Here is a 26,789-nt window from a genome sequence, read left to right as displayed (position 1 = left end):
CCGGGGTCCGGTGGCGGAGGATGGGGGATTCGAACCCCCGAGGGCTTGCACCCAACACGCTTTCCAAGCGTGCGCCATAGGCCACTAGGCGAATCCTCCGTGCACATCGTGCCGGACAATCATAAGCAATAAACGGCTCGCAGCGCCAATCCAAGCCAATGGAGCCGGTCACAGCCTCGTCTACAGGACGGAGATCGTGGTCCACACGAAGGCGATGATGCCGTCGTAGATGAGGGCTGCGATGGCCTCGTGTTGGCCGATCCGATCGGGGAGTTTTTGTGCCTCCACCAGGGCAATGACGGCGAGGACCGCGCCGACGATGAGGGGCAGCCCGAAGATCGCGAAGACGCTGACCCACAGGGCGGTCTTCGCCATGGGGTTGGTGACGGGCTTGGGGGAGGTGTAGCCGCCGTCGGCGAAGACTTCACCCATGTTGACGTATTCAGTCCCGGGGAAGTGCGGGGCGGCAAAGCCAACGGCAGCGGGGTTGGCGGGAGCGTACCCGTAGCGGTCATCGACGCCGCGCGACGCGTAGGGGAATCCGGTGCCGGCTCCCGGGTAGGGGGCGACGGCCTCGGCAAGACTGGGCGACGAGGCCGGGGTGGCCACTGCCGGGGGCGTTCCGCCGGGCGCGGAGGGGTAGGGTGCCGGTGCGCTCATGCGTCCACTATCGCATATTGAAAGGGGCGTCCACCACACTTTGCGTGGGGACTGGGTTTTTCGGTATCAAATGCCGCGGGACTTGGCCGGAACGCGCTACCCTGTTGTTCCGACCGGTACGGCCATCCCGCCCATCAACTGATCGGATTTGTACGCTTATGAGCGAAACGAAGACCTCGCTGTTCCGTTGGAAGCTTCACGGTAACGGCACATCCATTAATCCTGGCGACGTCGTCCTCCCGGGCGAGCGGCTGTCGTGGCCGCGCACTATCGGCATTGGCGCCCAGCACGTGGTCGCAATGTTTGGTGCGACGTTCCTTGTTCCGTTGTTGACGGGTTTCCCCCCGTCAACAACGCTTTTTTTCACTGCGATCGGCACCCTGCTGTTCTTCCTGATCACGGCGGGCCGTCTGCCCTCGTACCTGGGTTCCTCGTTCGCCCTGATCGCCCCGATTACCGCGGTGTCGGCGTCCATGGGGTCCTCCTACGCGCTCGGCGGCATCATTGCGACGGGTGCGACGCTTGCTCTCGTCGGCCTGATCGTTCACTTCGCGGGCGTGCGCTGGATTGACGCGGTCATGCCGCCCGTGGTGACGGGCGCGATCGTGGCTCTCATCGGCCTGAACCTGGCGCCCGCCGCGTGGAACTGGGTGAAGGAAGGCCCGATCACTGCTGTCGTGACGATCGTGTCGATCTGCCTCGTGACGGTTCTCTTCAAGGGTATCCTGGGCCGCCTCTCGATCCTTATCGGTGTGCTGATCGGCTACGTGGCCGCGATTATCCAGGGCCAGGTTGATTTCTCGACCGTGAGCAAGGCTGCCTGGATCGGCTTCCCCGAGTTCCAGGCCCCGAGCTTCGCCCCGTCGACCCTGGGCCTTTTCCTGCCGGTCGTGTTCATCCTGGTCGCCGAGAACGTCGGCCACGTGAAGTCGGTGTCCGCGATGACGGGCGAGAATATGGATGACCTGACGGGCCGTGCGCTCATGGCGGACGGCCTGTCTACGATGCTGGCTGGCAGCGGCGGCGGCTCGGGTACGACGACCTACGCGGAGAACATTGGCGTGATGGCGGCGACCCGCGTGTATTCGACGGCCGCGTACCTGATCGCGGCTGGTGTTGCCTTGGTTCTGTCGATGTTGCCGAAGTTCGGCGCGCTGATTGCGACGATTCCCCCGGGCGTCCTCGGTGGTGCGGGCACGGTCCTGTACGGCATGATCGGTATGCTGGGCGTGCGTATCTGGGTGCAGAACCGCGTGGATTTCTCCAACCCGGTGAACCTGAACACCGCCGCGGTGGCCCTGATCGTCGCGATCGCGAACTTCACGTGGAAGATCGGTGACATGTCCTTCGAGGGCATCGCGCTGGGCACCGCCTCGGCGCTGGCGATCTACCACGGCATGCGCCTGATTTCGAAGCTGCGCGGCACGAACCTGGAGGCGGCGTCGCCCGCGTCGGCGCCGTCGGGTTCGGAGCTGGAGGGCGAGGCGTACTCGAAGCGCCACCGCTCCCCCGCGCCGCAGGCTGACGCCTGATCTGGCGCTTTCATTGACGAGGCCGGGGCCTGGTCGCTTTCTCACCGCACGGTGGGAGCGTGGCTGGGCCCCGGCCTCGTCCGTCCCCATAATTTCGCACGTAATTCCCCCGGCGCGCCACGACCCCCGTCAGCGCAATGCCCGGAATTCCAACGTTTTTAGGCGCACCTACAAAGTGACCGAGTGAGAATTACGTGCGACTTTTCAGAGTGAGAGCAGCGGCCGTAAGGATGCATGAGGCAACAAAAGCCCCTGCAGATCAGTCGCTGGCGTCTCCATCGCCGCGCAGCTCGTCGAGCATTCCCGCGGTGATGATGCCCGAGGGCAGGGCGACGACCGCGACGCCCATGAGCGAGGAGATCATGGCGATGGTGCGCCCCACGTCGGAGGTGGGGTAGAGGTCGCCGTAGCCGACGGTCGTCAGGGAGACGACCGCCCAGTAGACGGCGTCGAAGAAGGTGTTGAAGGTGTTCGGCTCGACGTTGAAGATGACGAGGGCGCTGACGAGGATGTAGCCGATCGCCAGGCAGAGGACGGCGAGCAGCGCCTCCCTTTGCTTCTCGAACACGGTGGCGATGGCGGAGGCGCTCTTCGAGTAGCGGATGAGCTTGAAGGCACGCAGCGCACGGAACAGACGCAGGACTCGCAGCGTGCGCAGCGCGTCGTTGAGGGCGTTGAAGACGGGCAGGATCGACGCCAGGTCGATGATCGCCATCGGCGTGAAGGGGTAGATCAGGAACGACAACGCGCCTTTGCGTAGCTTCAGGTCCGCCGTCGCCCAGCGGGCCAGGTAGTCGACGATGAACACGAGGACGCACGCGTACTCGATCGTTTCGAGGATGGGGCTGGATTCCTTGAAACACAGGGGAAGGAGGCTGGCGATAATGAGCACGGTCATGATGCGGCCGTACCACAGTGCCGCGCCGTCTTCGCCGTTCAGCGCAGAGCAGAGACGTTGTCGCACCGTTGGCACTCCTCATTGATAGACGCGTGACGCACCAAGAAAACTCACCCGCCACTGGGACCCCCGTGCACGAAGCGAGGGGCACGACGCTGTCAGTCGCCGACACCACGCACTGTAGCACCGCACGGGGGCCCGCCAACCACACCCCACACACGGTTCGAGAGCCTTTCGACGAGCACACAGTAGCAACCGATTTCGCGAAAGCATCAACGAGTCTCCCCTCACACTCACTATACATATCACTTATTTCCACGTAATGTGTCGACCATGGCAACGGATGCATCATCGCTGTTTTCTGCCCTCGTGAGTGCAGAACTACGCGCCTGGAACGCGGTTGAATCCGCGCTCTGCAAGGCGAACAACCCCCTGTCACTGGGCCGTTTCCTGGTCCTGCGCACCGTGCGCGACACCCCCGCCTGCCGCATCCAGGAGGTGGCCGCGAGCCAGGGCATCACGTTGGGTGCCGCCTCACGCCTGGTCGACCGCCTGCACCGCGTCGGCCTGCTCCATCGGACGCCGTGCGAGCACGACCGCCGCGCCACGATCCTGACGGTCACCGACACGGGCATGACCCACCTCGCCAGCGCCGAGGCCATCGTCACCGCCGAGCAGGAACGACTCCTCGCACCCCTCTCCCCGGGCCAGCGCGAACACCTCGCCCACGCGCTCGCCCTCATTGACGAGGCCGCGGACCCAACTGCAGGAAACGTGCAGGGATGCGGGAAGGGGCGCGCATGATCCGCTTCGACCACGTCTCGAAGACCTACCCGGGCGGAACGAGGGCCGTCGAGGACTTTTCCCTCCACGTCGAGCGCGGCTCGACGACGGTCCTCCTGGGAACCTCGGGCTGCGGAAAGACGACCCTCATGCGCATGGTGAACGCGATGGTCACCCCGACCTCGGGCGCGGTCTTCGTGCGCGGCGCCAACGTCGCGGACGAGGACCCGGTGCGCCTGCGCCGCTCGATCGGCTACGTCCTGCAGGAAGGCGGCCTGTTCCCGCACCGCACGGTCGCGGACAACGTCGCGACCGTGCCGCGCCTGGAGGGTGCCGGCAAGAAGGAGTCCCGCGAGCGCGCCCTCGAGCTCCTGGGTCTGGTGGGCCTGGACACGCAGATGGCTGATCGCTACCCCTCCGAGTTGTCGGGCGGGCAGCGTCAGCGCGTGGGGGTCGCGCGGGCGCTGGCGAACCGCGCGGACATCCTGCTGATGGATGAGCCTTTCGGGGCGCTCGACCCGCTCGTGCGCGCGGATCTGCAGCGGGAATTGAAGGAGATTCAGCGCTCGCTGGGTACGACGATCCTGTTCGTGACGCACGACGTGGACGAGGCCTTCACCCTGGGCGACCAGGTCGCCGTCCTCTCCACGGGCGGGCACATCGAGCAGGCGGGTCGCCCGCTCGATCTGCTCACCTCCCCGGCCTGCGCGTTCGTCGCCGACTTCGTGGGGGCCTCGCGCGCGGCGCGCCCGGTGCGCGTGACGGGCTCCCACGGCCTGGTCGTGGACGAGGCGGGAACCCCGGTGGGCACGCTCACGCAGGGCACGCGTGAGCAGGGAGGGGACGAGGCCACGGCTCCCTCGCCCGCGCCGCGCGGAGGTGCCGATCCCGCCGGAGTGCGCCTATGAGCTGGCTGTCCTCGAACCTGGCGCTGATCGGCGAGCTGACCGCCGAGCACCTGTGGATCGCCCTGCCGGCGATCGCGCTCTCGGTCGCGCTCTCGGTGCCAATCGCCCGCTGGGCGGCGTTTTCGCGCCGGGGCGGCTGGGTCCTGTCGGCCCTGTCGGCCCTGTACGCGGTGCCGTCGCTGCCTCTCCTGGTGGTGGTGCCGGTGATCATCGGGGTGGCGCTGCGCTCGAGCGCGAACATGATCGCGGTGCTCACCCTGTACGGCGTGGCCGTCCTGGTGCGCCAGGCGACCGAGGGTTTCCGCGCGATCCCGGGCGCGACCCTGCGGGCGGCGAACGCGTGCGGCTACTCGCTGCCGCGTCGCTTCGTGGAGGTCGAGCTGCCCCTGGCGACGCCGGTCATCATCGCGGGGACGCGCGTGGTGGCCACGTCCACGGTGTCGCTCGTGACGGTGGGCGCGTTTATCGGGGTGCGCTCGCTGGGGACGCTGTTCACGGACGGTTTTCAGCGCGGCATCACGGCCGAGGTCGTGGCCGGCCTGGTTGCGACGGTGCTCCTGGCGCTCGTGGTGGACGCGGCCGTGCAGGGGATCGGCTGGGCGCTGACCCCGTGGGCGAGGAGGGGGACGGCGTGAGCATTCTCTGGGAAGCCCTGAGGTGGCTTGCGACCCCGGCGAATTGGGTGGGCGAGTCGGGGATCCTTGCCCGGAGCGCCGAGCACCTGGGCTTAACCCTCCTCATCGTCGCGCTTGCGACGCTGGTGGCACTGCCCGTGGGCACGTGGATCGGGCACACGGGCAGGGGCCGGTGGCTGGTGGGTGCGACGGGCGGAGCCCGCGCGGTCCCCACCCTGGGCGTGCTGACGCTCGCGGGCCTGTGGCTGGGCATCGGCCTGGCGGCTCCGACGCTGGCGCTTCTGGTGCTCGCGGTCCCGCCGCTGCTGTCGGCGACGTATTCGGGGATCGCCTCGACGCCGCGTGCGACGGTGGATGCCGCCCGCGCGATGGGGTTGACTGAGCGCCAGATTCTTGTGGGTGTCGAGGTGCCCCACGCGGCGGGCCTCGTCGCGGCCGGTGTGCGCTCGGCGACCCTGCAGGTGATCGCGACGACCACCCTGGCGGCCTACACGGCTAACTATGGCCTGGGCCGCTTCCTTTACGCGGGATTGAAGACCCGCGACTACGCGCAGATGATCGGCGGCGCGATCGTCGTCGTCGTGCTCGCTCTTCTCGCGGATGCTGCGCTGGCGGCCGCGAGCCGCGCGCTGCGCGCCCGCACTCACTCGCGCGTTGACGCGGGGAACAATTCACTCAAGGAGTCACTATGAAACGCTCGATGATCACGCTCGCGGCCGCCGCCGCGTCCGCCCTGGTCCTGGCCGCCTGCGGGTCGGCGCAGACCGTCGACGGAGGCGCCACGGCCTCGTCCACGATCGTCGTGGGCTCACAGGATTACTACTCGAATGAGATCATCGCCGAGGTCTACGCGCAGGCCCTGGAGGGCGCCGGGTACACGGTGGATCGACAGATGCGTATCGGTCAGCGCGAGGTCTACATGCCCGAGCTCGAGGCCGGCTCGATCGACGTGTTCCCCGAGTACACGGGCAACCTGTTGCAATACCTGGATTCCGAGGCGTCCGCGCGATCCTCGGATGAGGTGTACGCGGCGCTGACCGCCGCCCTTCCGCAGGGGCTGCGCGCCCTCGACCAGGCGCCGGCGACCGACCAGGATTCCTACGTGGTGACGGCCGACTTCGCCGCGGAGCATTCGCTGGCCTCGATCGGCGACCTGGCCGGCGCGGGGCCGCTGATCCTGGGCGGGAACTCGGAGCTTGAGACTCGCCCGTATGGCCCGGCTGGCTTGTCGCAGGCCTACGGCGTGACGGTGTCCTTCACGCCGATCGAGGATTCGGGCGGTCCGCTGACGGTCAAGGCCTTGAGGGACGGGGATATCCAGCTGGCGAACATCTACTCCTCGGATCCGGTGCTGGCGGACGGCACGCTGACGGTCCTGGCGGATCCGCAGGGCCTGTTCCTGGCCTCGCACGTCGTCCCCCTGGCCTCAGCCCGCGTGGACGATGCGGCGGCCGCCGTCATCAACCGCGTGAGCGCCGCGCTTGAGCCCGCGGATCTGGTGGAGATGAACCGCGCATCCACGCAGGAGCAGCGGTCGGCCTCGCAGATCGCCCGGGAGTGGCTGTCCTCCAAGGGTTTGCTGTCCTGAGAACACCCGCGTGGGACGAGGCCGGGGCTGGGGAGCGTGTTCGCGTTCCGCGCCCCGGCCTCGTCGCGTGTGAATATGGGCACAACTGCGCCGTTTTATGTGACCCACACCATCATTTGACCTACTTTTTACGTTTGTAACCAAAATGTAATGCGCACATGATGGACACGTCCGGTTACTTCCACGCGCGACCGGCTACCCTCGAAGACATGACCACGGGCACAGCCCACCGGTCCCGTCCATCAACCAGGAGGTAGTAACCATGAACCTGAAGAAGGCATGGCTCGCCATTCCCGCGGCGGCTGCGCTCGCGCTGACCGCCTGCGCCGGTGGCGGCGGATCCGCCACCACCACCAACAACGCCATCATCCTCAACGGCTCCGAGCCGCAGAACGCTCTGCTGCCCGGCCAGACCTCTGAGACCGGCGGCGGCCGCATCCTCACCGCGATCTTCAGCGAGCTCGTCCGATACGAGGCCGACGGCACGGCCGTCCTCGACGTCGCCGAGTCCATCGAGCCCAACGAAGACAACACCCTGTGGACCGTCAAGCTCCACCAGGACCGCAAGTTCTCCGACGGCACCCCCGTCAAGGCCCAGAACTTCACTCGAGCCTGGAACCTCGTCACCTCCCAGAACCAGAAGCAGGCCTCCTTCTTCGACTCCTTCGAAGGCACCAATGAGGAAGGCGTCGGCGAGCTGACCGGCGTCCAGATCGTCGACGACTACACCTTCACGATCAAGCTGAAGGCCCCCGCCTACGACCTCATCACCCGCCTGGGCTACACCGCCTACGCACCGCTTCCCGACTCGACCCTGGACGACCCGGACAAGGGCGGCCAGGTGCCGGTCGGCAACGGCCCCTACAAGCTGGCCTCCGACTCCGCGTGGGAGCACAACGTCAAGATTACCCTCGTCCCCAACGAGAACTACGTCGGCGACGAGAAGCCCCAGAACGAGGGCGTGACCTTCGTCTTCTACAACTCGATGGATGCCGCCTACAACGACCTCAAGGCTGGTAACGTCGACGTCCTCGACGCCGTTCCCTCCTCCGCCATGGCCTCCTACCAGCAGACCTTCGCGGGCACCTCCGTCAACGAGCCCTACGCCGGCATCATGACGCTGACCATCCCGCAGTACCTCGACCACTTCAAGGGCGAGGAAGGCAAGCTGCGCCGCCAGGCCATCTCGATGGCCATCAACCGCGACGAGATCACCTCGACGATCTACGCCGGCGCGCGCACCCCGGCCAAGGACTTCACCGCCCCCACCCTTCCGGGCTACTCCGATTCCCTGCCCGGCTCCGATGTCCTGACCTACAACGAGACCAAGGCTAAGGAACTGTGGGCCCAGGCCGACGCCATCGCCCCGTGGGACGGCACCTTCGAGATCGCCTACAACTCCGACGGCGGCCACAAGGAATGGGTGGACGCTGCCGCCAACTCCATCAAGAACACGCTGAACATCGACGCCCAGGGCAAGGCGATCGTCGACTTCAAGACCTTGCTCCAGCAGGAAGATGACCAGACCATCGGCTCGGCCTTCCGCTCCGGCTGGCAGGGCGACTACCCGTCGATCTACAACTTCCTGCAGCCCCTGTACGTGACCAAGGCCGCCTCGAACAAGGGTGACTACTCCAACCCCGAGTTCGACGCCCTGATCACCAAGGCGGCGGGCGCCGCCAACGCCGAGGAAGCCACGACGACCCTGCAGCAGGCCCAGGAGATCCTCCTGCAGGATCTGCCCGTCATCCCGCTGTGGTACTACAACGTCAACGGCGCTTGGTCCAAGAACGTGAGCAACGTGACCTTCGACTGGAGGGGCCAGCCCATGCTCTCCGAGATCACCAAGAACGCGAGCAAGTGAGTTCCTAGGAACTCTCCTCACCCGAGGGGGTGGGCGGCACCGGCCGCCCACCCCCTCGGCGCACCCCGACCTGACAAACACGATCAGACCGGCATATGTCGCCTGCCCGCGCCCCCGTGAGGTGCTCACCCCGCACCAGCCGCCCGCAATGTGGGCCACACTTTCGCCCACGAACAAGGGAAAAGCACTGATCCTCGGGCCACATCACGTCCCCCACGCCTCATTTGCCCATTCTTTACCCTATGATGGGACATAAAGGCAGCCCCGCCCCCAGCGGGGCGCACGAACGGGAAAGGCACCGCGCCCATCCCTCGACACGAATCTAAAGGATTGCCCATGCTCCGCTACATCGGACGGCGACTCCTCCAGACCATCCCGGTCTTCTTCGGAGCCACCTTTCTGATCTTCGCGATGGTCTACCTGATGCCAGGTGACCCCGTTGCCGCCCTCGGTGGCGACCGCGGCCTCACCGAGGCGGCCGCCGCTCAGATCCGCGCCGAATACCACCTCGACCAGCCCTTCTGGATGCAGTACCTGCTCTACCTCAAAGGTGTCTTCACCCTCGACTTCGGCAAGTCCTTCAACCAGCAGCCCGTCATCGACGTCATGGCACGAGCCTTCCCCACCACGATCGCCCTGGCCATCTACGCTCTCTCCATCGAATCCATCTTTGGCATCACCCTGGGCGTCATCGCCGGCGTGCGCCGCGGCGGCTGGTTCGACTCGACGATCCTCGTGTTCTCGCTCCTGCTGATCTCGGTGCCCACCTTCGTCCTGGGCTTCGTCCTCCAGTTCCTCCTCGGCTTCAAACTCGGGGTCCTCCCGGTCACAGCCAGCGCCTCGGTCAACATGGCATCACTGACCATGCCAGCCATGGTCCTCGGCGGCGTCTCCCTGGCATACGTCATCCGACTCACCCGCCAGTCCGTCTCCGAGAACGTCTCCGCCGACTACGTGCGCACCGCCCGCGCCAAGGGCCTGGCCAACAGCGCCGTCATGACGCGCCACATCCTGCGTAACTCCCTCATCCCCGTTGCCACCTTCCTCGGCGGCGACCTCGGCGCCCTCATGGGCGGCGCCATCATCACCGAGGGCATCTTCAACATCAACGGCGTCGGCGGCACGCTCTGGCAGGCCATCCGTCTGGGTGAAGCCCCCACCGTCGTCTCCATCACGACCGTGCTCGTCCTGGTGTACATCCTGGCCAACCTCATCGTTGACCTCCTCTACGCCGTGCTCGACCCGAGGATCCGCTATGAGTGATTTCATCCCCTCCGCCAACATTTCCCGCACCCGCGCGGGACAGGACCACTACGTCTCCGACATCGACGAGACCGGCCTCGGCGCCGTCGACGCGGTCCCCGACGAGGGCGCCCCCTCCTCCATGTGGGGCGAGGCCTGGAAGCGCCTGCGCCGCCGCCCAATCTTCTGGTTCGCCGCCGCGATCATCTTCTTCGCGGTCATGATCTCAGTGTTCCCCTGGCTCTTCACCAGCCAGGACCCGCGCTACTGCGTGCTCTCCAACTCCCTGGGCGCCCCCGAGCTGTGGAGCCACCCCTTCGGCTTCGACAAGCAGGGCTGCGACATCTACTCGCGCGTCATCTACGGCGCCCGCGCCTCCGTCTCCGTCGGCATCCTGACGACCATCGCCGTCACCCTCATCGGCGGCACGATCGGCGCCCTCGCCGGCTACTTCGGCGGCTGGCTCGACTCCCTGCTCTCGCGCATCACCGACGTCTTCTTCGCGATCCCCCTGCTCCTGGCAGCCATCGTCTTCATGCAGATGTTCAAGGACTCGCGCTCCATCACCATGGTCGTCGTCGTCCTGTCCGCCTTCGCCTGGACCTCCATCGCGCGTATCACGCGAGGATCCGTCATGAGCGCGAAGAACGAAGAATTCGTCACCGCGGCCCGCGCCACCGGCGCCTCCCGCGCGCGCATCCTCATGAGCCACATCATCCCCAACTCGATGGCCCCCATCATCGTGTACGCGACCGTCGCACTGGGCACCTTCATCGTCTCCGAGGCCTCCCTGTCCTTCATGGGCATCGGCCTGCCCAGCTCGGTCGTCTCCTGGGGCGCCGACATCTCCACGGCCAAGGACCAGCTGAGCGACGCCCCCATGGTTCTCTTCTACCCGGCCTCGGCCCTGGCCCTGACCGTCCTCAGCTTCATCATGATGGGTGACGCCGTGCGCGAAGCCCTCGACCCGAAGGCACGCAAGTGAGCGAAACGAACAACACCCCCCTCTCCGAGAAGGAGATGGAAGAGATCGTCGAACGAGCCGTCGCCCCCGCCGCGGCCTCGGCCCCCGTCCACCCCGACGACGAGAATCCCCTGCTCAAGATCACCGACCTGGAGGTCACCTTCACCTCCTCGACCGGCATCGTCCCCGCCGTTCGCGGCGCGAACCTGACCATCTACCCCGGCCAGACCGTCGCAATCGTCGGCGAGTCCGGCTCCGGCAAGTCCACGACGGCCGCAGCCGTCATCGGCCTACTGCCCGGCACCGGCAAGGTCGCGGGCGGAACCATCGAGTTCGACGGGCAGGACATCACCAACCTGTCTACCAACGAATGGGTGGCCCTGCGCGGATCCGGCATCGGCCTCGTCCCCCAGGACCCCATGAGCAACCTGAACCCCGTCCTGCGCGTGGGCTACCAGGTCAAGGAAGCGCTGCTCGCCAACAACGTCGTCCCCAAGTCCGAGGTCGGCGAGCGCGTCACCGCTCTCCTGGAGGAAGCCGGCCTGCCCGACGCCGAACGCCGCGCCAAGCAGTTCCCGCACGAATTCTCCGGCGGCATGCGTCAGCGCGCCCTCATCGCCATCGGCATGGCCGCGCACCCCAAACTGCTGATCGCCGACGAGCCCACCTCCGCCCTGGACGTCACCGTCCAGCGCCGCATCCTCGACCACCTCGAAAAGCTGACCGCTGAGATGGGCACCGCCGTCCTGTTCATCACGCACGACCTCGGCCTGGCGGCCGAACGCGCCGAACAGCTCGTCGTCATGCACCGAGGCCGCATCGTCGAATCCGGCCCCGCCCTCGAGATCCTGCAGCGCCCGCAGCACCCCTACACGAAGCGCCTCGTGTCCGCCGCGCCCTCCCTGGCCTCGGCCCGCATCGAATCCGCCCACAAGCGCGGCATCCAGGTCACCGACGAGGAGCTCACCGGCGCCGGCAAGGGATCCGTCTCCACGGACGCCATCATCCGCGTCGAAAACCTCACCAAGGAGTTCGACATTCGCGGAGCCAAGAAGGGCAACAACACCTTCCTGGCCGTCGATGACGTGTCCTTCGAGCTGCGCCGCGGCACGACCCTCGCGGTCGTCGGCGAGTCCGGCTCCGGCAAGTCGACCGCCGCGAACATGATCCTGCAGCTCCTCAAGCCCACCGCCGGAACAATCTTCTTCGACGGCCAGGACACCTCGACAATGACCAGCGCGGAGCTCTTCCGCCTGCGCCGCCGTCTCCAGGCCGTGTTCCAGAACCCCTACGGGTCGCTGGATCCGATGTACTCGATCTACCGCCTCATCGAGGAGCCGCTGAAGATTCACGGCTACGGCACCCTCGAGTACGCCGTCCAGGAGATCAAGCGCGCCGAGGAGACCGGTCGTGAGCCCGAAGAGTGGATGACCACCCTCGTCGAGGCCTCGGAGGGCAAGCGTACGCTGACCGCGGCCGAGAAGCGCAAGCTGACCCCGAAGAAGCTGCGCATCGCCCGCGCCGCCGAGCTGCTTGACATGGTGGCCCTGCCACGCAGCGCCATGCGCCGCTACCCGAACGAGCTGTCGGGCGGCCAGCGTCAGCGCGTGGCCGTGGCTCGCGCTCTCGCGCTCAACCCGGAGGTCATCGTCCTGGACGAGGCCGTGTCCGCCCTGGACGTGCTGGTGCAGAATCAGATCCTGTACCTGCTCAACGACCTGCAGGCGGAGCTGGGCCTGTCCTACCTCTTCATCACACACGACCTGGCTGTCGTCCGCCAGATCGCCGACGACGTCATCGTCATGGAGAAGGGCAAGCTCGTCGAGGCCAACTCGACGGACGAGCTGTTCAACAACCCGGTCCAGGACTACACACGCGAGCTGATCGAGGCCGTCCCCGGCCGCAACATCCAGCTCAACCTGTGAGCAACTGGCACACGCGAGGGGGCCCGAGGCGCTGCAGCGCCTCGGGCCCCTTGCTGTTTGCTGTGCCCGCGTTTCGGGCCCCCTTGCCTCCTCGTTCGCGGCGGGTTGCGTGTTTGGTCTGCCATGTGGCTGTGCACTGACCAGTCATGCCCGCCGGTCACCAATGTCGCACGTAATTCCCCTCCACATATTTCAGACTTTGAAGCGCAATCGTTGGAATTGCAACGTTTGTGGGCCATCTCGAAAAATGACCGAGTTAAATTACGTGCGAAACTAATCTGGCGCTCACCCCGTTTCCCCCGCGGGCACCGTGGCCTGGCCCGAGCCCACCGGCGCTCGGCACACCGGTGGCGATGGGGGTTTTGCAGCATTAGAAGCCTCCCCTCGGCGTGTCGTCGGCGTGTCGCACCTCTAATGGTGCAATTCCCCCGTTTGCTGGCGGCGAGTCCGCGACTGAAGGGTATGGCCGCCCAACCGATACGTTTTCGCATGCAATTTCCCTGTCAACCTTTCACATATTGAAATAGCGCCGTTGCAATTCCAACGTTTCCGGGCATCTCAAAAAACTCGCTTGGGGGAATTGCATGCGACTTTCAGGGCAGGACACCACTCCCGCGCAACTCATTCACCGGCTGACGGCGGGATTACACGCGACAGAGGGCCCACGCGCGAGTGACAGCCCCCACCCCTGACATTTGTCATGGCTCCTCCTGCATCAAAGGGCACTTCCGGCCCCACCTAAACGCGCGCAGACTGGGAGCCATGAACGCACAAGCAACGCCCGCCCTCCAGGCGACGAACATTCATCAGTCTTTCGGCCACGTCGACGCCCTGCGCGGCGTGAACCTGACCCTCATGCCCGGCGAAATCGTGGCGCTCCTCGGCGTCAACGGTGCGGGCAAGAGCACCTTCCTGGACATCGTCCTCGGCCTGGCCACCCCCACGCAGGGCGACATCAGCGTCTACGGCATGAGCCCACGCGAGGCCGTGCGCCGCTCCCTCGTGGGCGCGATGCTCCAGACCGGTGCCTTACCGCGCGACGGGAAGGTCCGCAACACGATCGACCTGGTCGCCGCGATGCACGCCGATCCGATCCCCACCGACGAGCTCCTCGAGCGCACGAACCTGACGAAGCTCGCGAAGCGCCCGCTCAACAAGCTCTCCGGCGGCGAAGTGCAGCGCGTGCGCCTCGCCCTCGCCCTGTCCGGCAACCCGGACTTCCTGATCCTCGACGAGGCCACGGCCGGCATGGACGCCCTGGCGCGGCGCGCATTCTGGGACACGATGCACGCCGAGGCCGCGGAGGGCCGCACGCTCCTCTTCGCCACGCACTACCTGACCGAGGCCCGCAAGGAGGCCGATCGCATCGTCATCATCGACGCCGGGAAGGTCCTCCTGGACGCTCCCACCGAGCAGGTCGTCGCCGACAACGAGGACCTCGAAGACGTCTTCGAGCGCATCACCTCCCACGCCGACGCCGAGTGAGCGTGACGAACGCCCAACCCGATGAGCCGGCCCCAGCCTCGTCCCGAGGCCGACGCCGAAGCCCACGCCCCACGAACGCAGACACGACACACGAAGAAGGAATCATGACCACCCACGCACCCGCGCGTACCACCGACCGACCGATCCCCTTCCCCTTCACGGGGGCCGGGAAGCTGTGGCGCGCGACGTTCCTGTCGCACATCCTCAACCCATGGAATATGGCGTTTGCCCTGCTCCTGCCCCTGTTCATGTACGCGATGTTCGGGATGACCGAGGCCGCGCGCACCACGCAGACCGGGCGCGGCAACGTGGCCGCCGCGATGGTCGTCATGATGACCACGTACGGCGTCATCCTGGTGGGCGGGTCGCTCGGCGCGACGCTGTCCGTCGAGCGCACGACCGGCATTTCGCGCATGTACGCGCTGACCCCCATCCAGCCGTGGGTGATCCTCCTCGTGCGCCTCACGGCCCTGGTGGCGCTGAGCGCGTTCATCGCGCTCATCTGCTTCAGTGTTGGTCTGGCTACCGGCTCAAAGATGACGGCGGGCGCGTGGGCGGCCAGCGCCGCGGTGGTCGTCGCGCTGTCGGCGCTGGGTGCGCTGATCGGCCTGGCGTGCGGCTACACGATTAAGGGCGAGAACGCCTACAGCGCCTCGGCGTTCGTCATGGTGTTCGGCGCGTTCGTGTCCGGCATGTTCATCCCGCTGGAGCAGATGCCGCCCTTCGTCTCCCACGTCGCGCCCTTCACGCCCCTGTATGGCGCCGTCCAGGCGATCTACGCGGTCGCCGGTACCGTCCCGATGCCGACGGCGGCGTGGCTCAACATCGTCGGGTGGGTGGTTATCACGGCGGGCATCGCCTGGTGGGGCGCGTCCCACGACACGGCTCGCTAGGCTGGTGTCATGAAGGAGCGCTTGATCTCCCTGGCGTGGGCGGCCCCGTGGATGCTGTTCATGGGGTTTCCCCTCGCCTACGCCCTGGAACTGCCGGATCCGGCCCAGCGCGCGGGCCTCATCGGGCTGTGCGCCCTCCTCGCGGTCGTGAACTCGGCGACGTGGCTGGCCAATCCCCTGCCCGCGCGCAACTCCTTCACGAGGCCATTCATCCTCTCCCACGCGGCGCTGGTGGCGGCGACGGTTGCCTACCTCGTGTACGCGGTTTCCGTTGACACGCCACACGCGTTCATGCTGACGTCGTATCTGCTGGTCGCGTGGGTGTTTCAGGCGCCGGGCAGGTTCATCGTCGCGGGCCTCGTGCCGGTGACCGCTATCGCGGGTGTGGCCGCTTACGCGCAGGGTGAGCCCCTGTGGATGGGCTGGTACCTGGTGCTGCTGTGTGTCTTCGTGGGGGTGGCGCGTTGGCGCATGGAGCGTTCGGCCCGCGAGCATCTGCGCCGCCAGGATGCGATCCAGCGCGCAAAGGCCGCGGAGCGTGCGCGCCTGAGCACGGATCTGCACGACATCCTGGGGCACTCGCTGACGGGGATCACGATGGTGTCCGAGCTGGCGGGTCGCCTCCTGGAGGCTGGGCGCGTCCAGGAGGCGCGCGAGCAGATTCGCGCGGTGACCGCGCAGTCGAACGAGGCCTTGGCTGACGTGCGCCGCATCGTGGCGGCCACGCGGGCCTTGTCCCCGGGAGAGGAGCTCGAGGAGGCGCGGTCGCTTCTGGAGGTCGCGCGCATCGACGCCGAGATCACGAACGAGGGCGAGCCGCCGTCGGGGCCTCGTTCGGCCGCCGCCGCCCACGTGATCCGCGAGGGGGTCACGAACGCGATCCTGCACGCGCGCCCCTCGTGGGTGCGGGTACGTCTTTCCCCTGATGGCGTGACGGTCACGAACGACGGATACTCGGCCGCCTACGCGGCGTCGAGCGTGGGATCGGGGTCGGGCCTGGCGGGCCTGTCCGAGCTGGTCGGCGACGAGGGCACGCTCACCTGGGGCGCGTCGGGCTCCACGTGGACGCTCGCGCTGTCCTTCGAGGCCACACCCGCCGCTCACTCGTCGTGACCTTCGACGGTGCACCCGCCGCCCACTCGTCCTGACTGTCCCGCTGCACTCCCCTCGACGAGGCAGTGTCCCCTTCCCGGCTCTTGCGCGGTCCCCGGGAGGGGGAGTCGGCCTCGTCCTGAGTGGTGGCTGATCGGAGAAATGAGCCGCTTACCTGCGCTAGCCTAGTACCCCAAGCGCAGGCAGACAGGAGGGTGACGTGACGATTCGGGTACTCGTGGCCGATGACCAGGCGATGATTCGCGGGGCGTTGGCTGGGTTGCTGGACCTGGAACGCGATATTGAGGTCGTCGCGCAGGCCGCAGACGGCGCGCAGGCACTCGATGAGCTGGCGCGCCTGGCATCAGCGGACGCCCCTGCCCACGCCCCTGCCCGCGCGAGTGCCCCCGTCGACGTCGCCATCATCGACGTCGAGATGCCCCGCATGGACGGCATCACGGCCACGCAGGCGATCCGGGAGCGTTTCCCGGGGGTGCGCGTGCTCATCGTGACGACCTTCGGGCGCCCGGGTTACTTGCAGCGCGCCCTCGACGCGGGGGCGACGGGCTTCACGGTGAAGGACGCGCCGGTCGAGACTCTCGCCGAGGGCGTGCGGACGGTGGCCGCGGGCGGGCGGGTGATCGACCAGAATCTGGCGTTGGAGGCGCTGGCGGCGGGGTCTTCTCCCCTGACGGATCGCGAGGCCGACGTGTTGCGCGAGGTCGAAGGCGGAGGCACGATCGCCGACATCGCCCATTCCCTCCATCTCAGCCAGGGGACGGTGCGCAACCACGTGTCCTCGTCGATGCTGAAGATGGACGCACGCACCCGCGCCGAGGCCGCGTCCCTGGCCCGCGCCGCCGGCTGGCTGTAGGAGGGCCACCGCCACAAGGCTGGTATCAGAGTGATGCCATTACGGCATGGCTATGACACTCCGACTCGACGAGGAACACGCACGCAAGCTCGACGAGCTCGCCCAGCGCGCCGGCACGTCCAAACACGATGCAGTGCTGCGCGCCATCGACGAGGAGTTCAACCGCATGACGCACCGCCAGCGCGTGACCGACGCACTCAACCAGACCGTTGAGCGCTGGGGGGACGCGCTGGAGCGACTTGGACAGTAGCGCTATGCCGTGCGAGTTTCTCTCACTTGAGGACCTGCTGGATATCGTGGCCGCACTGAGAATCGGTCCCGTTCAAGATCTCGGCCTCCTCGATGCGGCGGCCTTGCGCCCACAGACGACGCTGCTGGGCAAGGACGCTTACCCGTCCACCGCAGCCAAGGCTGCAGCTTTACTCGAATCACTCACGAAGAACCACGCGCTGATCGACGGCAACAAGCGCCTTGCGTGGGCTGCCTGTTCCGCTTTCTTATCTCTCAACGCGCTCGAAATCTCAGAAACAGTTTCCGACGATGATGTGTACGGCCTTGTGGTCGCCGTCGATTCCTCTCGCGTGACGTTCGAGCGAGTCTGCGCCACGCTATCGGAGTGGACGGCTACGCGCCCATGAAGCGCGCGTTGCGCGCGATGAGGGGCAGGAGCCGCACGCCCAGGTAGGTGCCGATCGTGTTGGTGATGACGTCGTCGATGTCGACGACGCGGTAGGTGCAGGGCACGATGCCGAACAGGCCCGTGTACTGGGTGAATTCGATCAGGCAGGAGACGAGGGCGCCGATCGCAATCCATACGAGCACGCGACGGGTGGGAATGGAACGGGCCAGGCGCCCGCCGTCGGTGGGCAGGTCCTCGCGGGCTTGGCGGGCGCGCCGAATCCTCCACGTCGTCTCCGCGAGCGCGCCGAGGGGCACGAACAGGGCGATGTTGAGGAGGATCGACAGGGCGTAGAGGGTGCCGCGCAGCTGTTCGCCGTCGCGGAATTGGTCGGCGACGGCGACCAGGGACCCGAAGGGCACGTAGTTGTCCCAGTGGATGATCGCGGCGCAGGCTGCCACCGGGTCGGAGGGGATCGGCAGGAGCGTGAAGATCAGGAGGCCCGCCAGGTAGAGGATCCACGCGAGGGGCAGTGCCCTCGGCAGCCTCCACATCGACGAGGCCTGGGCCGCGACCACGGGAATCTCCGCGGTCGTGGGGGTGTGCGGGTTGTCTTCTCGCGGCAGGAGGGCGCCGGTCCGCTTGGATCGACGGTAGATGAGGGGCAGGGCCTTGGAGACGGTGAGCTGGTCGTGGCTGGCGTGGCCGGGGGCCTCGTCGTGCGAGGTGGCGCGCGGGGGACGCCCGCGTAGGCGCGCGCGGTCGGCGCGTCGGCCGAGGAGCCACCACAGGGCGCAGGTGAGCACGGTGACGGCCGCGTACAAGCCCGCGTCCATCGCCCAGTTGATTGCCGTGTACATGTCGCCCCTCTCCCTTGAGGGGAACCTTACCGGCGTTGTTCGGCAACGTCCCCGCGCTGGGTACAGTTCCACGCCGGATGGACACATATTGAGAAAAAGGCTGAGATTCTTCTCGCCTCCCCTAGTCACTGGCGCACCGGCGCGCTGCATTCGTGTGAGCGTCACACACACAGGCTCACACTCCGAACGGTCTGACAGATTCGGACTAGGGATCGTCCGAGCAGGTAGTCAGCTGGGTCGCCATCGCGTCCTGTTCGGCCTGAGTGACGCTGAGGCCGTAGGCGTATTTGACGGCGATCTGCCGCTTGACGTAGTCGCAACGGAAGGCGGCGTTGGGCGGCAGCCACTGGTCAGCGGAGGACGCCGACTTGTCCTCGTTTGCCGCCCCGTCGACCGCCAGGAGGTTCTCGGGGTCGTTGGCGAACTCCTGGCGCCGCTGCGCGTCCCATTGCCAGGCCCCCGAGCGCCACGCGTCAGCCAGGGCGACGACGTGGTCGATCTGGACCAGGGCAGAGCTCTTGTCCCCCCTCTGGAACTGGATCGTGGTGCCCGTGTAGGGTTCGGCGAGCGTCCCGGTGAGCACCACGCAGTCCCGCGTGCCCGGCTTGAAGGTGGGTCGCGCGAGGTCCCGGGCGAGGATGTCGTTACGGGTATCGCAGCCGTTGTGGTCGGTGTCCGCCCACCGCTGGCCGAAGGCCTGACGGTCGTAATCCGGGACGACTGACGCCTCATCCGCGGACCGGACGGCGAGTTCGCGCAGCTGGCGGGCCGCCTCGGTGTCAGGCAAGGAGGACAGCGCCTCCCCGCTGCGCATCGGAGGCCATCCCAGGCGCGAGCGCAGGCCCAGCAGGTCCCAGCCGACGCCGGGCGCGAAGGCCCACACCAGGGCGACGACGATCAGCAGGACGCCGATCATATCCCCGATGCTCCTGCGGCGCTTGTGTGCCATCACGCCTCCTGTTCACTCGTCACTCGCGTGAGCCCACGCCATGGGGGCACCCCGACGCGTCGTCGGGGTGCCCCCATGATGGACCCGACCGCCGGCATCTGCGTACTCGGCGGCGCGCCCCTGTGGATAACTACTTGGTGGCGCGCGATCTCACCAGCTGACGCACGAAGTAGATCGCGACGATGATGAGCGTGAGCGCGCCCATCGAGACCAGCTGAGAGCGGCCCTCGTCGCTCGTGAGCATGAGCGCGGCGATGCCAGCCAGGCCCACCAGGACAACCCACGGCAGCCACGGCCATCCGGGCATGTGGATCACCAGGGAGCCACTGCGCTCCAGAGAGGGGTGTAGGCGCATGAGCGAGATGATGATGAAGGTCCACACGATGAGGAGGACCATGCCGATCGCGTTGATGAGCATCGTCAAGATCTCACCGGGCAGGTACCAGTTGCCCAGGACCGCCAGGAGCGCCAGCGCGACGACCAGGCCGACCGCGCGCTTCGGGGTACGCCCGGCCTCGATGTCACCCTGCCTCTCGACTGCCAGGACGGCCTCGTCGTCCTCGAGGGCAGCCTCGACAACGGTGTGCGCGTGCGCCTTCTCAGAAGCGGAAGCCCCCAGCAGCCAGCGCGGCCCCATGTCGCGCGCGGACAGGGAGTAAGCCATGCGCGAGGACGCGTAGATATTCGCGGAGAACGCAGAAACCAGCGCCATGAAGATAATGACCTCCATGATGGTTCCGACGGCCGGGACGCCAGCCATCTCGAGGACGGCGGCGAAGGCCTTCTTCTCCATCGCCTCACTGTCCCAGGGCAGCAGGGCGGTCAGCAGGAGGACGGAACCCACGTAGAACACGAGGATGCGGGTAATGACCGAACGGATCGCGCTGGCCATCGCGGCGCGGGGGTCCTCGGCCTCGGCGGCGGCGATCGTGACGATTTCGAGGCCACCGAACGACGTGATGACGGCCAGGAGAGCCACGGCGATACCCGACAGGCCGTTGGGCGCGAAACCGTTGTGACCCAGGACGTTCTGCAGGACACCCTCGTGTCCGGGCAGCGGCCCAACGAGCGCGGTGCGCGCGACCAGGAAGACACCCACGCACAGGAAGCCGACGATCGCGATGATCTTCACCATCGACAGCCAGGCCTCGATCTCGCCGTACTGACCGGCGGCCAGCAGGTTAATACCACCAATGACGACGACGATGACCAGGGCGACGACCCACTGAGACACGCCCGGGAACCAGCCGACGAAGAACGTGGCCGCGCCCGTCACCTCCAGGCCCGACACCATGATGAGCATGACCCAATACAGCCACCCGATGGTGAACCCGGCCCACCGGCCGATCCCGGCCTCGGCGTAGGACGAGAAAGAGCCGGTCGACGGCAGCGACGAGGCCAGCTCCGCGAGGGCCAGCATCACGGACACGACGATGATGGCGGCCAGCAGGTAGGACACGAGGACGGCAGGGCCCGCCTGGTGAATGGCGGAGCCCGTGCCCAGGAAGAAGCCGGCACCGATCGCCAGGCCCAGGGCCATCATGGACAGGTGCCACGTTTTGAACGGCTTACGCGCCGTTGCGGGAGACGAAGAAGCGTGTGTTGTTTTGGAATTCACACGGCCATACTAACGCCTACCCCTGCGCAGAGCTTTTAACTGCGAATATGTGAGAGTGATCGTCCACTCGCGAGTCTGCGGGAGCCTCCATCGACGCCAGTGCGCCATGGCTGTGAAAATGAGGCCAACGACGATAGATGCGCCCATGCCCAGGACGGGCTGGCCCATGTACCAGAACGCAACCGTGACCAGCGAGCACGCGAACGCCGGTGTGGCGTAGAGGTTGTTGCCGCCAAAGACGCGCGGGACCAAGCCCGCGGAGATGTCTCGGACCATGCCACCGCCGATGGCAGTCATGATGCCGAGCAGGATCGCCGGCATGATCGCAAACCCCGCGTCGAGGGTCTTGATCGCGCCGGTCGCGCTCCAACAGCCCAGCACCATGCCGTCCGCGATGACGAGGAGCACCGACCACGCACGCGAGTCCATGCGGAAGGCCATCGCGACCAGGGCACCGATGATCGCGAACCACAGGTAGTAGGGGTCTGTGATGGCCACGGGTGCGCCGGTGCGCGTCGTCAGCAGCAGGTCACGGATCATGCCGCCCGCGAGCGCCGTCATGATCGCGAGGATACAGAAGCCGACGGCGTCGAAGTTGCGTTCTCGCGCAACCTTTCCGCCGAGGATACCGTTGAGGAGCACGCCCATGAGGTCGATGGCTCGGAAGGCCTCGGGGAGTGAATTGTTCAGCGCGTCGAGCAGGTGCATGGCGGTCCGAAAGAGTCGGTGAATGTTGGTTCGCCATCATGGTACAGCCCCAGCGCCTGCCTCGTCCCCTCGCCCGCCTCGTCCCCCAGCGCCCGCTTCGTCCCCTCGCCCGCCTCGTCCCCCAGCGCCCGCTTCGTCCCCTCGCCCGCCTCGTCCCCCTCGCCCGCCTCGTCCCCCTCGCCCGCCTCGTCCCCCTCGCCCGCCTCGTCCCCCAGCGCCCGCAGGGTGCGACAATATGCCCATGACTGCTCTCTTTGCCGGGCTGACGACCCTGGATGTGCTGCACCGACTCGACCACGTGCCCGACCCGGGCCTGAAGGTGACCTCCACGGACTTCACGATGGCCGCCGGCGGCCCCGCGACGAACGCGGCCGTCACCTACGCGGCGCTCGTCGCGGCCACCCGCGCTCCTTCCGCCGACGCGGCCACCCGCGCTCCTTCCGCCGGCGAGGCCGAGGCCGACTCCCCCGCCCCCTTCCCCTCTGGGGAGGCGCCGACGCTGTTGACGGCCCTCGGCGAGGGCCCGGTGTCTGCTTTCCTGGCCGCGGACTTGGCGTCCGCGGGCGTGCGAGTCCTGGATGCGACGGCCCCCACCCCTCTCGATCACCCGTCCGCGCTTGGAGAGCGCGGCGCGGCCCCGGCCTCGTCCCTGCGCGAGCCGGCCGTCTCCTCGATCATCGAGCACCCGAGCGGGCGCATGGTCGCCTCCACGAACGCGCGGATGGACGCCGACCCGGGGCGCGTCGCGGCGGAGCTGCCCGAACGCGTCGGCGTCGTCCTCATCGACGGGCACAACCCGGCGCTGGCGCAGGCGGCGCTGACGCTGGGCGTGCCCGAGGTGGACGGTGAGGATCCCTTCGCGGTCCTTGAGGCGCGCCCGCCGCACCTGCGGGTGCTCGATGGCGGCTCGTGGAAGGACTGGCTCACTCCCCTGCTGGGCCTCGTGGACGTCGCCGTCGTGTCGGAGGATTTCGCGCCCCCGCTCCTCGCGCGAGCGGACGGCGAGCAGGTCGCCGGCTTCCTGCGCGGTTTCGGCATCACGCGGGTGGTGCGCACGCGCGGCGAGCGGCCCGTGCAGTACTGGTGGGACGGCACCAGCGGCGAGGTTCCCGTGCACGAGGTCCCCGACGCCTCGACGATGGGCGCGGGGGACGCGTTCCACGGGGCGTTCGCGTGGGCGCTTGAGCGCGCGGGGGCCTCGGATCCGGAGCGCCTCATTCGTTTCGCGTCGGCGGTGGCGGGCGTGTCGGTGTCCTCCTTCGGGACGAGGCAGTGGCTGGCTTCTCCTGCCCTGGCGGAGTTGGTGCGCGGGTAGCTGCGCACGTGGTCGGCGACGGTTGCGGGCGCTTCTGCTGGCGCACGTGGTCGGCGACGGTTGCGCGCGGCGCCTGTCGCGGGCTGACGCCTGTCGCGGGCGAGGCTCGCACTGATCGCTTCCCCTCCCCCTCCCCTACCCCTTCCCCTCCCCTTCCCCAAAAATAGTCGCACATAATTTATGTCGGTCAGTTTTCGAGACACCCCACAAACATTGCAATTCCAACGACGCATTTTCAAAGTCTGAAATATTCACGAGGGAATTACGTGCGACATTGTTAGGGAACCATACATGATGGCGTGGATTGTCGGCACACGCGCGAGCCCGCCTGACGCGGACCGTTGAGCACTCGAGCCCGCCTGACGCGGACCGTTGAGCACTCGAGCCCGCCTAGCGCGGACCGTTGAGCACTCGAGCTCGTCTGAGGCGGACCGTTGAGCACTCGAGCCCGCCTAGCGCGCAGCAAAACAGAGGCCTGAAGCCAGTCGGACAGTCCCGCTGTCCAAACTATCCGCGCACAAACACGCACTAGGCTCCCCGGCGCACTCGCCGAGCGGGCAAACCACGTCCCTGCGAATCCGCGCGGACGGGCAATCAACATCCGGATAGGTAACAAACATCCGGATAGGTAACAAACATCCGGATAGCTTAATAACCTATCCGGATGCACACAACCTATCCACATCCGCGCAACCTATCCAGATAGCAACAGCTTATCCGCGCAGCGAGCCACCAGAGCGCGCCAGGGGGCGGGCCCAGGAGCAGAGGCAGTCAGCACAGCCCACCGGGCAGCTACCGGCCTGCTGGCACCCAGCGGCTGACCCACCGCACGGCGACGTCGGGCAGCGCGGGCAGGTGCGCGGAACCTGAGGCGGCCAGGGCGCGATCCACGGCCTCGTCGGCGACGGGAACGCCGTCGATGGGCGTGTACTCGCCGACGACACCGACGGGCGGCGCGGTCATGTCGACGACGGATCCGTCGGGCAGCAGGTGGAAGGCCTCGCGCGTGCGGTCGAGCAGGCCGGTTTCCTCGTCGAAGGCGTCGTGTGTGATGAGAATGGGCACGTCGATGCCGTGCAAGGCCTTCTCGCCGGACACCATGGACATGTCGGCGAGGGTGGCCTTGTTGATCGTGAAGTGACGGCGCACGGACTCGGAGTCGTTGGGGATGGTGGTGGTGCCGTGGCGTTCCAGGTCGGAGAGCTGCACGTCGGAGAACACGAGATTCCAGTCGTAGGACAGCGGGCCGAGGACCGGCGAGACGAGCACGTAGGTCTGCACGGCGGACGGGCGGGCGCGCAGGGCGACGGTGGCGCCGAACTCGTGGCCGACGCAGATTTGGCGTGTGAACCCCTGGTCGGCCAGCCAGCCGGAGGCGGAGCGAAAGTCCTCGATGAGCGGGTCGAAGGTGATGATCTCATCGCCGGATTCGCCGTGCCCGGAATAGTCGAAGGCGAGGGTGGCGTAGCCGGCGCGACGCATCGCGCGACCGAGCGCATCGAACATCCCCGATGCGTGACGGTCCGACAAAAAGCTGTGAGAAAAGATCACCGCGGCGTCGCGGCAGTCCACAGGACGCGTGAATGTCCCGGTGATGGACACTCCCCGGGGCGTCTGAATCGTTATCTGGCTCACGCATTAAACATAGCGCTTTCCATCACCCTCCGTGAAGGGGAGACCACGGTGTGCACATATGTGACAAGGGAACGAGGCCTGGGCTAGGTTTCCGAGAGAAATCTCCACCCCGCGTCAGGGGCGTGCGAGCGAGCATGGCCCGGCACTAAGATGAGGGTGATTGTGCGCCGGTGGGAACGCCTGCGCGAGAACGCCCGGCGGACCGCGGGCGCCGCCCCACGCAGCGAGAGAAGGACAGATATGGGAACCAAGACCGGGATCCTCATCGGAGTTGGCATCGGATACGTGCTGGGGGCCCGCGCCGGGCGTGAGCGCTACGAGCAGATCCGCGCTGGCGCCTCGAAGGTGCGTCGTTTCCCGGTCGTGGCCCGCCCCCTGGACGCTGCGGGCCAGAAGGTGTCGGATTTCGTGCGCGCGGGCGGCGAGCAGGTGACGGATAAGGTTGCCGATGCGGTGAAGGAACGCCTTTTTGGCGCCCCCGCCTCGCCGACGACGGTTGACGCGCAGCCCGCCCCCGCCTCGCCTCAGCGGTGAGCGCGCAGGGGAACGAGGCCTCGGCAGTGAACGCGGATCACGCGGCCGAAGACCGGGAGCCGACGCGCGAGCAGATTAAGCGCTGGCGCAAGCACCTGGCTGAGGAGCGCATGGAGGCCCACACCTACCGTGACCTGTCGGAGCGCCGGACGGGCGAGGAGCGCGCGGTCCTGCTGCAGTTGGAGGAGGCGGAGCGCCGCCACGAGGAGTATTGGCTGGCGCGCCTGGGTGAGCGGGCCCTGCCCGCCCCGAAGCCGCCGCTGCGCACGCGTGCCGCGGCGGTCCTCGCGCATCTTTTTGGCACGATTTTCATTCTGGCGATGGCCCAGCGCGCGGAGCAGCGTTCCGCTCGCGACGTGGATGATGACGTGCCGGCGCACATGCAGGCAGACGAGTACATTCACGCCGAGGTCATCCGTTCCCTGGCTGCGAAGTCCCGCGAGACCCTGGCGGGCACGTTCCGCGCGGCGGTCTTTGGCGCGAACGACGGCCTCGTGTCGAACCTGGCTCTCGTGCTGGGCGTGGCGGCGACGGGCATGGAGCCGCACGTCGTGTTGCTGACGGGCGTGTCGGGCCTGCTCGCGGGCGCCTTGTCGATGGCTGCCGGCGAGTGGGTGAGCGTGCGCAGTCAGCGCGAGCTGCTCGACGCCTCGATCCCCGCCCCGGACGCGCATCAGGCAGTGCCGGACCTGGATGTGGACGCGAACGAGCTGGCGCTTGTGTTCCGTGCGCGCGGGGAGAGCGAGGAGGAGGCCGAGCGGCACGCGAGGCAGGTTTTCGCGCGTCTCGCCAAGCCGGCGACCGGAGAGTCCGGCGCGATCGCGGTGCGCGCCGCCCTCGGCGGCAGCCCCGAGTCGGATGGTGCGGGCGACCAGGTGGGCACGCCCATGAAGGCCGCGTTGTCGTCGTTCTGTTTCTTCGCGACGGGCGCATTTTTCCCGTTGATTCCCTATATTGTGGGCCTGACGGGCCTGACGGCGATCGCGGTCGCGGCTGCGATTGTGGGCGTGGCCCTGCTGTTCACGGGCGGCGTGGTCGGCATCTTGTCGGGCCAGTCCCCGACGCCTCGCGCGCTGCGTCAGCTTGTCGTGGGCTACGGCGCCGCGGGCGTCACCTACCTGCTGGGCTTGCTGTTCGGCACCTCGGTTTCCTAGCAGGGCGGTCGCTCAGAGTTTGACAGGTTGCCTTCGGGGGGGGTAGCTTGACCG

General features: G+C 67.3%; 27 protein-coding genes and 1 tRNA gene. 20 read left to right on the top strand and 8 right to left on the bottom strand.

Annotation, left to right across the window (positions count from 1 at the left end; genetic code table 11):
• Nucleotides 1–11: 11 nt before the first annotated feature.
• Nucleotides 12–99, bottom strand: a tRNA-Ser gene (locus QU663_RS00860).
• Between the two features lie 81 nt (nucleotides 100–180).
• Nucleotides 181–660 (bottom strand): hypothetical protein, encoded by a 480-nt coding sequence (locus QU663_RS00855; RefSeq protein WP_232210908.1) that lies wholly within the window; start codon nucleotides 658–660, stop codon nucleotides 181–183.
• 158 nt (nucleotides 661–818) lie between these two features.
• On the opposite strand from QU663_RS00855, the gene QU663_RS00850 reads away from it, so the two are divergent.
• Nucleotides 819–2,192, top strand: a complete 1,374-nt coding sequence (locus QU663_RS00850; RefSeq protein ID WP_021611141.1) for a uracil-xanthine permease family protein — start codon at nucleotides 819–821, stop codon at nucleotides 2,190–2,192.
• A gap of 259 nt (nucleotides 2,193–2,451) precedes the next feature.
• Here the strand turns inward: QU663_RS00850 and QU663_RS00845 are convergent, their stop codons facing one another.
• Entirely contained in the window at nucleotides 2,452–3,156 is a 705-nt protein-coding gene (locus QU663_RS00845; protein ID WP_034480526.1) for an ion transporter, read from the bottom strand.
• Between the two features lie 267 nt (nucleotides 3,157–3,423).
• Here QU663_RS00845 and QU663_RS00840 point away from each other — a divergent pair, with 267 nt between their 5' ends.
• The 15 genes from QU663_RS00840 (at nucleotide 3,424) to QU663_RS00770 (ending at nucleotide 17,981) form a co-directional block, all read left to right on the top strand.
• Nucleotides 3,424–3,894 (top strand): MarR family winged helix-turn-helix transcriptional regulator, encoded by a 471-nt coding sequence (locus QU663_RS00840; RefSeq protein WP_021611139.1) that lies wholly within the window; start codon nucleotides 3,424–3,426, stop codon nucleotides 3,892–3,894.
• Nucleotides 3,891–4,781 carry an ABC transporter ATP-binding protein gene (locus tag QU663_RS00835; protein ID WP_034480533.1) on the top strand — a complete coding sequence of 297 codons (891 nt, stop codon included), beginning with the start codon at nucleotides 3,891–3,893 and terminating at the stop codon, nucleotides 4,779–4,781. Before QU663_RS00840 ends, QU663_RS00835 begins: the two co-directional genes overlap by 4 nt.
• Nucleotides 4,778–5,416: an ABC transporter permease gene (locus QU663_RS00830; RefSeq protein ID WP_021611137.1), complete on the top strand. Its 639-nt coding sequence runs from the start codon at nucleotides 4,778–4,780 to the stop codon at nucleotides 5,414–5,416. The genes QU663_RS00835 and QU663_RS00830 overlap by 4 nt, the downstream gene beginning before the upstream one ends.
• The gene (locus QU663_RS00825) at nucleotides 5,413–6,108 is read left to right on the top strand and encodes an ABC transporter permease (protein ID WP_034480532.1); all 696 of its coding nucleotides are present in this window, start codon (nucleotides 5,413–5,415) and stop codon (nucleotides 6,106–6,108) included. The genes QU663_RS00830 and QU663_RS00825 overlap by 4 nt, the downstream gene beginning before the upstream one ends.
• Nucleotides 6,105–7,004 (top strand): ABC transporter substrate-binding protein, encoded by a 900-nt coding sequence (locus tag QU663_RS00820; protein WP_021611135.1) that lies wholly within the window; start codon nucleotides 6,105–6,107, stop codon nucleotides 7,002–7,004. Before QU663_RS00825 ends, QU663_RS00820 begins: the two co-directional genes overlap by 4 nt.
• 262 nt (nucleotides 7,005–7,266) lie before the next feature.
• Nucleotides 7,267–8,868 (top strand): ABC transporter substrate-binding protein, encoded by a 1,602-nt coding sequence (locus tag QU663_RS00815; RefSeq protein ID WP_021611134.1) that lies wholly within the window; start codon nucleotides 7,267–7,269, stop codon nucleotides 8,866–8,868.
• A 336-nt stretch (nucleotides 8,869–9,204) separates the two neighbouring features.
• Complete coding sequence (locus QU663_RS00810; protein WP_021611132.1) at nucleotides 9,205–10,131, top strand: ABC transporter permease; 927 nt, start codon at nucleotides 9,205–9,207, stop codon at nucleotides 10,129–10,131.
• Nucleotides 10,124–11,095: an ABC transporter permease gene (locus QU663_RS00805; RefSeq protein WP_021611131.1), complete on the top strand. Its 972-nt coding sequence runs from the start codon at nucleotides 10,124–10,126 to the stop codon at nucleotides 11,093–11,095. The genes QU663_RS00810 and QU663_RS00805 overlap by 8 nt, the downstream gene beginning before the upstream one ends.
• Entirely contained in the window at nucleotides 11,092–12,999 is a 1,908-nt protein-coding gene (locus tag QU663_RS00800; RefSeq protein ID WP_021611130.1) for an ABC transporter ATP-binding protein, read from the top strand. Before QU663_RS00805 ends, QU663_RS00800 begins: the two co-directional genes overlap by 4 nt.
• Nucleotides 13,000–13,761: 762 nt before the next feature.
• Nucleotides 13,762–14,484 carry an ABC transporter ATP-binding protein gene (locus QU663_RS00795; RefSeq protein ID WP_021610946.1) on the top strand — a complete coding sequence of 241 codons (723 nt, stop codon included), beginning with the start codon at nucleotides 13,762–13,764 and terminating at the stop codon, nucleotides 14,482–14,484.
• A 104-nt stretch (nucleotides 14,485–14,588) separates the two neighbouring features.
• Complete coding sequence (locus QU663_RS00790) at nucleotides 14,589–15,377, top strand: ABC transporter permease (protein WP_021610947.1); 789 nt, start codon at nucleotides 14,589–14,591, stop codon at nucleotides 15,375–15,377.
• A 9-nt stretch (nucleotides 15,378–15,386) separates the two neighbouring features.
• Complete coding sequence (locus QU663_RS00785; protein ID WP_021610948.1) at nucleotides 15,387–16,490, top strand: sensor histidine kinase; 1,104 nt, start codon at nucleotides 15,387–15,389, stop codon at nucleotides 16,488–16,490.
• Nucleotides 16,491–16,689: 199 nt separating this feature from the next.
• Nucleotides 16,690–17,343, top strand: a complete 654-nt coding sequence (locus QU663_RS00780; protein WP_021610949.1) for a DNA-binding response regulator — start codon at nucleotides 16,690–16,692, stop codon at nucleotides 17,341–17,343.
• Nucleotides 17,344–17,389: 46 nt separating this feature from the next.
• Nucleotides 17,390–17,593 carry a type II toxin-antitoxin system VapB family antitoxin gene (locus tag QU663_RS00775; protein ID WP_021610950.1) on the top strand — a complete coding sequence of 68 codons (204 nt, stop codon included), beginning with the start codon at nucleotides 17,390–17,392 and terminating at the stop codon, nucleotides 17,591–17,593.
• 4 nt (nucleotides 17,594–17,597) lie between these two features.
• On the top strand, nucleotides 17,598–17,981 hold the full coding sequence (locus QU663_RS00770; protein ID WP_021610951.1) for a type II toxin-antitoxin system death-on-curing family toxin: 384 nt from the start codon (nucleotides 17,598–17,600) through the stop codon (nucleotides 17,979–17,981).
• On the opposite strand, the gene QU663_RS00765 is transcribed toward QU663_RS00770, so the two are convergent.
• From QU663_RS00765 to QU663_RS00750, 4 genes are all read right to left on the bottom strand, one after another.
• Nucleotides 17,968–18,822: a VanZ family protein gene (locus QU663_RS00765; RefSeq protein ID WP_021610952.1), complete on the bottom strand. Its 855-nt coding sequence runs from the start codon at nucleotides 18,820–18,822 to the stop codon at nucleotides 17,968–17,970. The genes QU663_RS00770 and QU663_RS00765 overlap by 14 nt on opposite strands.
• A gap of 205 nt (nucleotides 18,823–19,027) precedes the next feature.
• The gene (locus QU663_RS00760; protein WP_021610953.1) at nucleotides 19,028–19,771 is read right to left on the bottom strand and encodes an HNH endonuclease family protein; all 744 of its coding nucleotides are present in this window, start codon (nucleotides 19,769–19,771) and stop codon (nucleotides 19,028–19,030) included.
• A 130-nt stretch (nucleotides 19,772–19,901) separates the two neighbouring features.
• Nucleotides 19,902–21,314 (bottom strand): amino acid permease, encoded by a 1,413-nt coding sequence (locus QU663_RS00755; protein ID WP_021610954.1) that lies wholly within the window; start codon nucleotides 21,312–21,314, stop codon nucleotides 19,902–19,904.
• Nucleotides 21,315–21,398: 84 nt separating this feature from the next.
• Nucleotides 21,399–22,097: a trimeric intracellular cation channel family protein gene (locus tag QU663_RS00750; protein ID WP_021610955.1), complete on the bottom strand. Its 699-nt coding sequence runs from the start codon at nucleotides 22,095–22,097 to the stop codon at nucleotides 21,399–21,401.
• A 38-nt stretch (nucleotides 22,098–22,135) separates the two neighbouring features.
• Here QU663_RS00750 and QU663_RS00745 point away from each other — a divergent pair, with 38 nt between their 5' ends.
• On the top strand, nucleotides 22,136–22,342 hold the full coding sequence (locus QU663_RS00745; protein WP_304990620.1) for a hypothetical protein: 207 nt from the start codon (nucleotides 22,136–22,138) through the stop codon (nucleotides 22,340–22,342).
• Nucleotides 22,339–23,412 carry a PfkB family carbohydrate kinase gene (locus QU663_RS00740; protein WP_034480132.1) on the top strand — a complete coding sequence of 358 codons (1,074 nt, stop codon included), beginning with the start codon at nucleotides 22,339–22,341 and terminating at the stop codon, nucleotides 23,410–23,412. The genes QU663_RS00745 and QU663_RS00740 overlap by 4 nt, the downstream gene beginning before the upstream one ends.
• Before the next feature lie 792 nt (nucleotides 23,413–24,204).
• Here QU663_RS00740 and QU663_RS00735 read toward each other — a convergent pair.
• The gene (locus QU663_RS00735) at nucleotides 24,205–25,047 is read right to left on the bottom strand and encodes an alpha/beta hydrolase (RefSeq protein ID WP_021610739.1); all 843 of its coding nucleotides are present in this window, start codon (nucleotides 25,045–25,047) and stop codon (nucleotides 24,205–24,207) included.
• 240 nt (nucleotides 25,048–25,287) lie between these two features.
• Between QU663_RS00735 and QU663_RS00730 the strand changes: the two genes are divergently transcribed.
• Together QU663_RS00730 and QU663_RS00725 are read left to right on the top strand one after the other, a co-directional pair.
• The gene (locus tag QU663_RS00730) at nucleotides 25,288–25,581 is read left to right on the top strand and encodes a hypothetical protein (RefSeq protein WP_034480128.1); all 294 of its coding nucleotides are present in this window, start codon (nucleotides 25,288–25,290) and stop codon (nucleotides 25,579–25,581) included.
• Nucleotides 25,578–26,735: a VIT1/CCC1 transporter family protein gene (locus QU663_RS00725; RefSeq protein WP_021610741.1), complete on the top strand. Its 1,158-nt coding sequence runs from the start codon at nucleotides 25,578–25,580 to the stop codon at nucleotides 26,733–26,735. Before QU663_RS00730 ends, QU663_RS00725 begins: the two co-directional genes overlap by 4 nt.
• Nucleotides 26,736–26,789: the final 54 nt, after the last annotated feature.

Source organism: Schaalia sp. HMT-172 (assembly GCF_030644365.1).
Lineage (GTDB): Bacteria > Actinomycetota > Actinomycetes > Actinomycetales > Actinomycetaceae > Pauljensenia.
The sequence above is the reverse complement of the archived record's forward strand: the minus strand, read 5'-3'. Positions and strand labels throughout refer to the sequence as shown.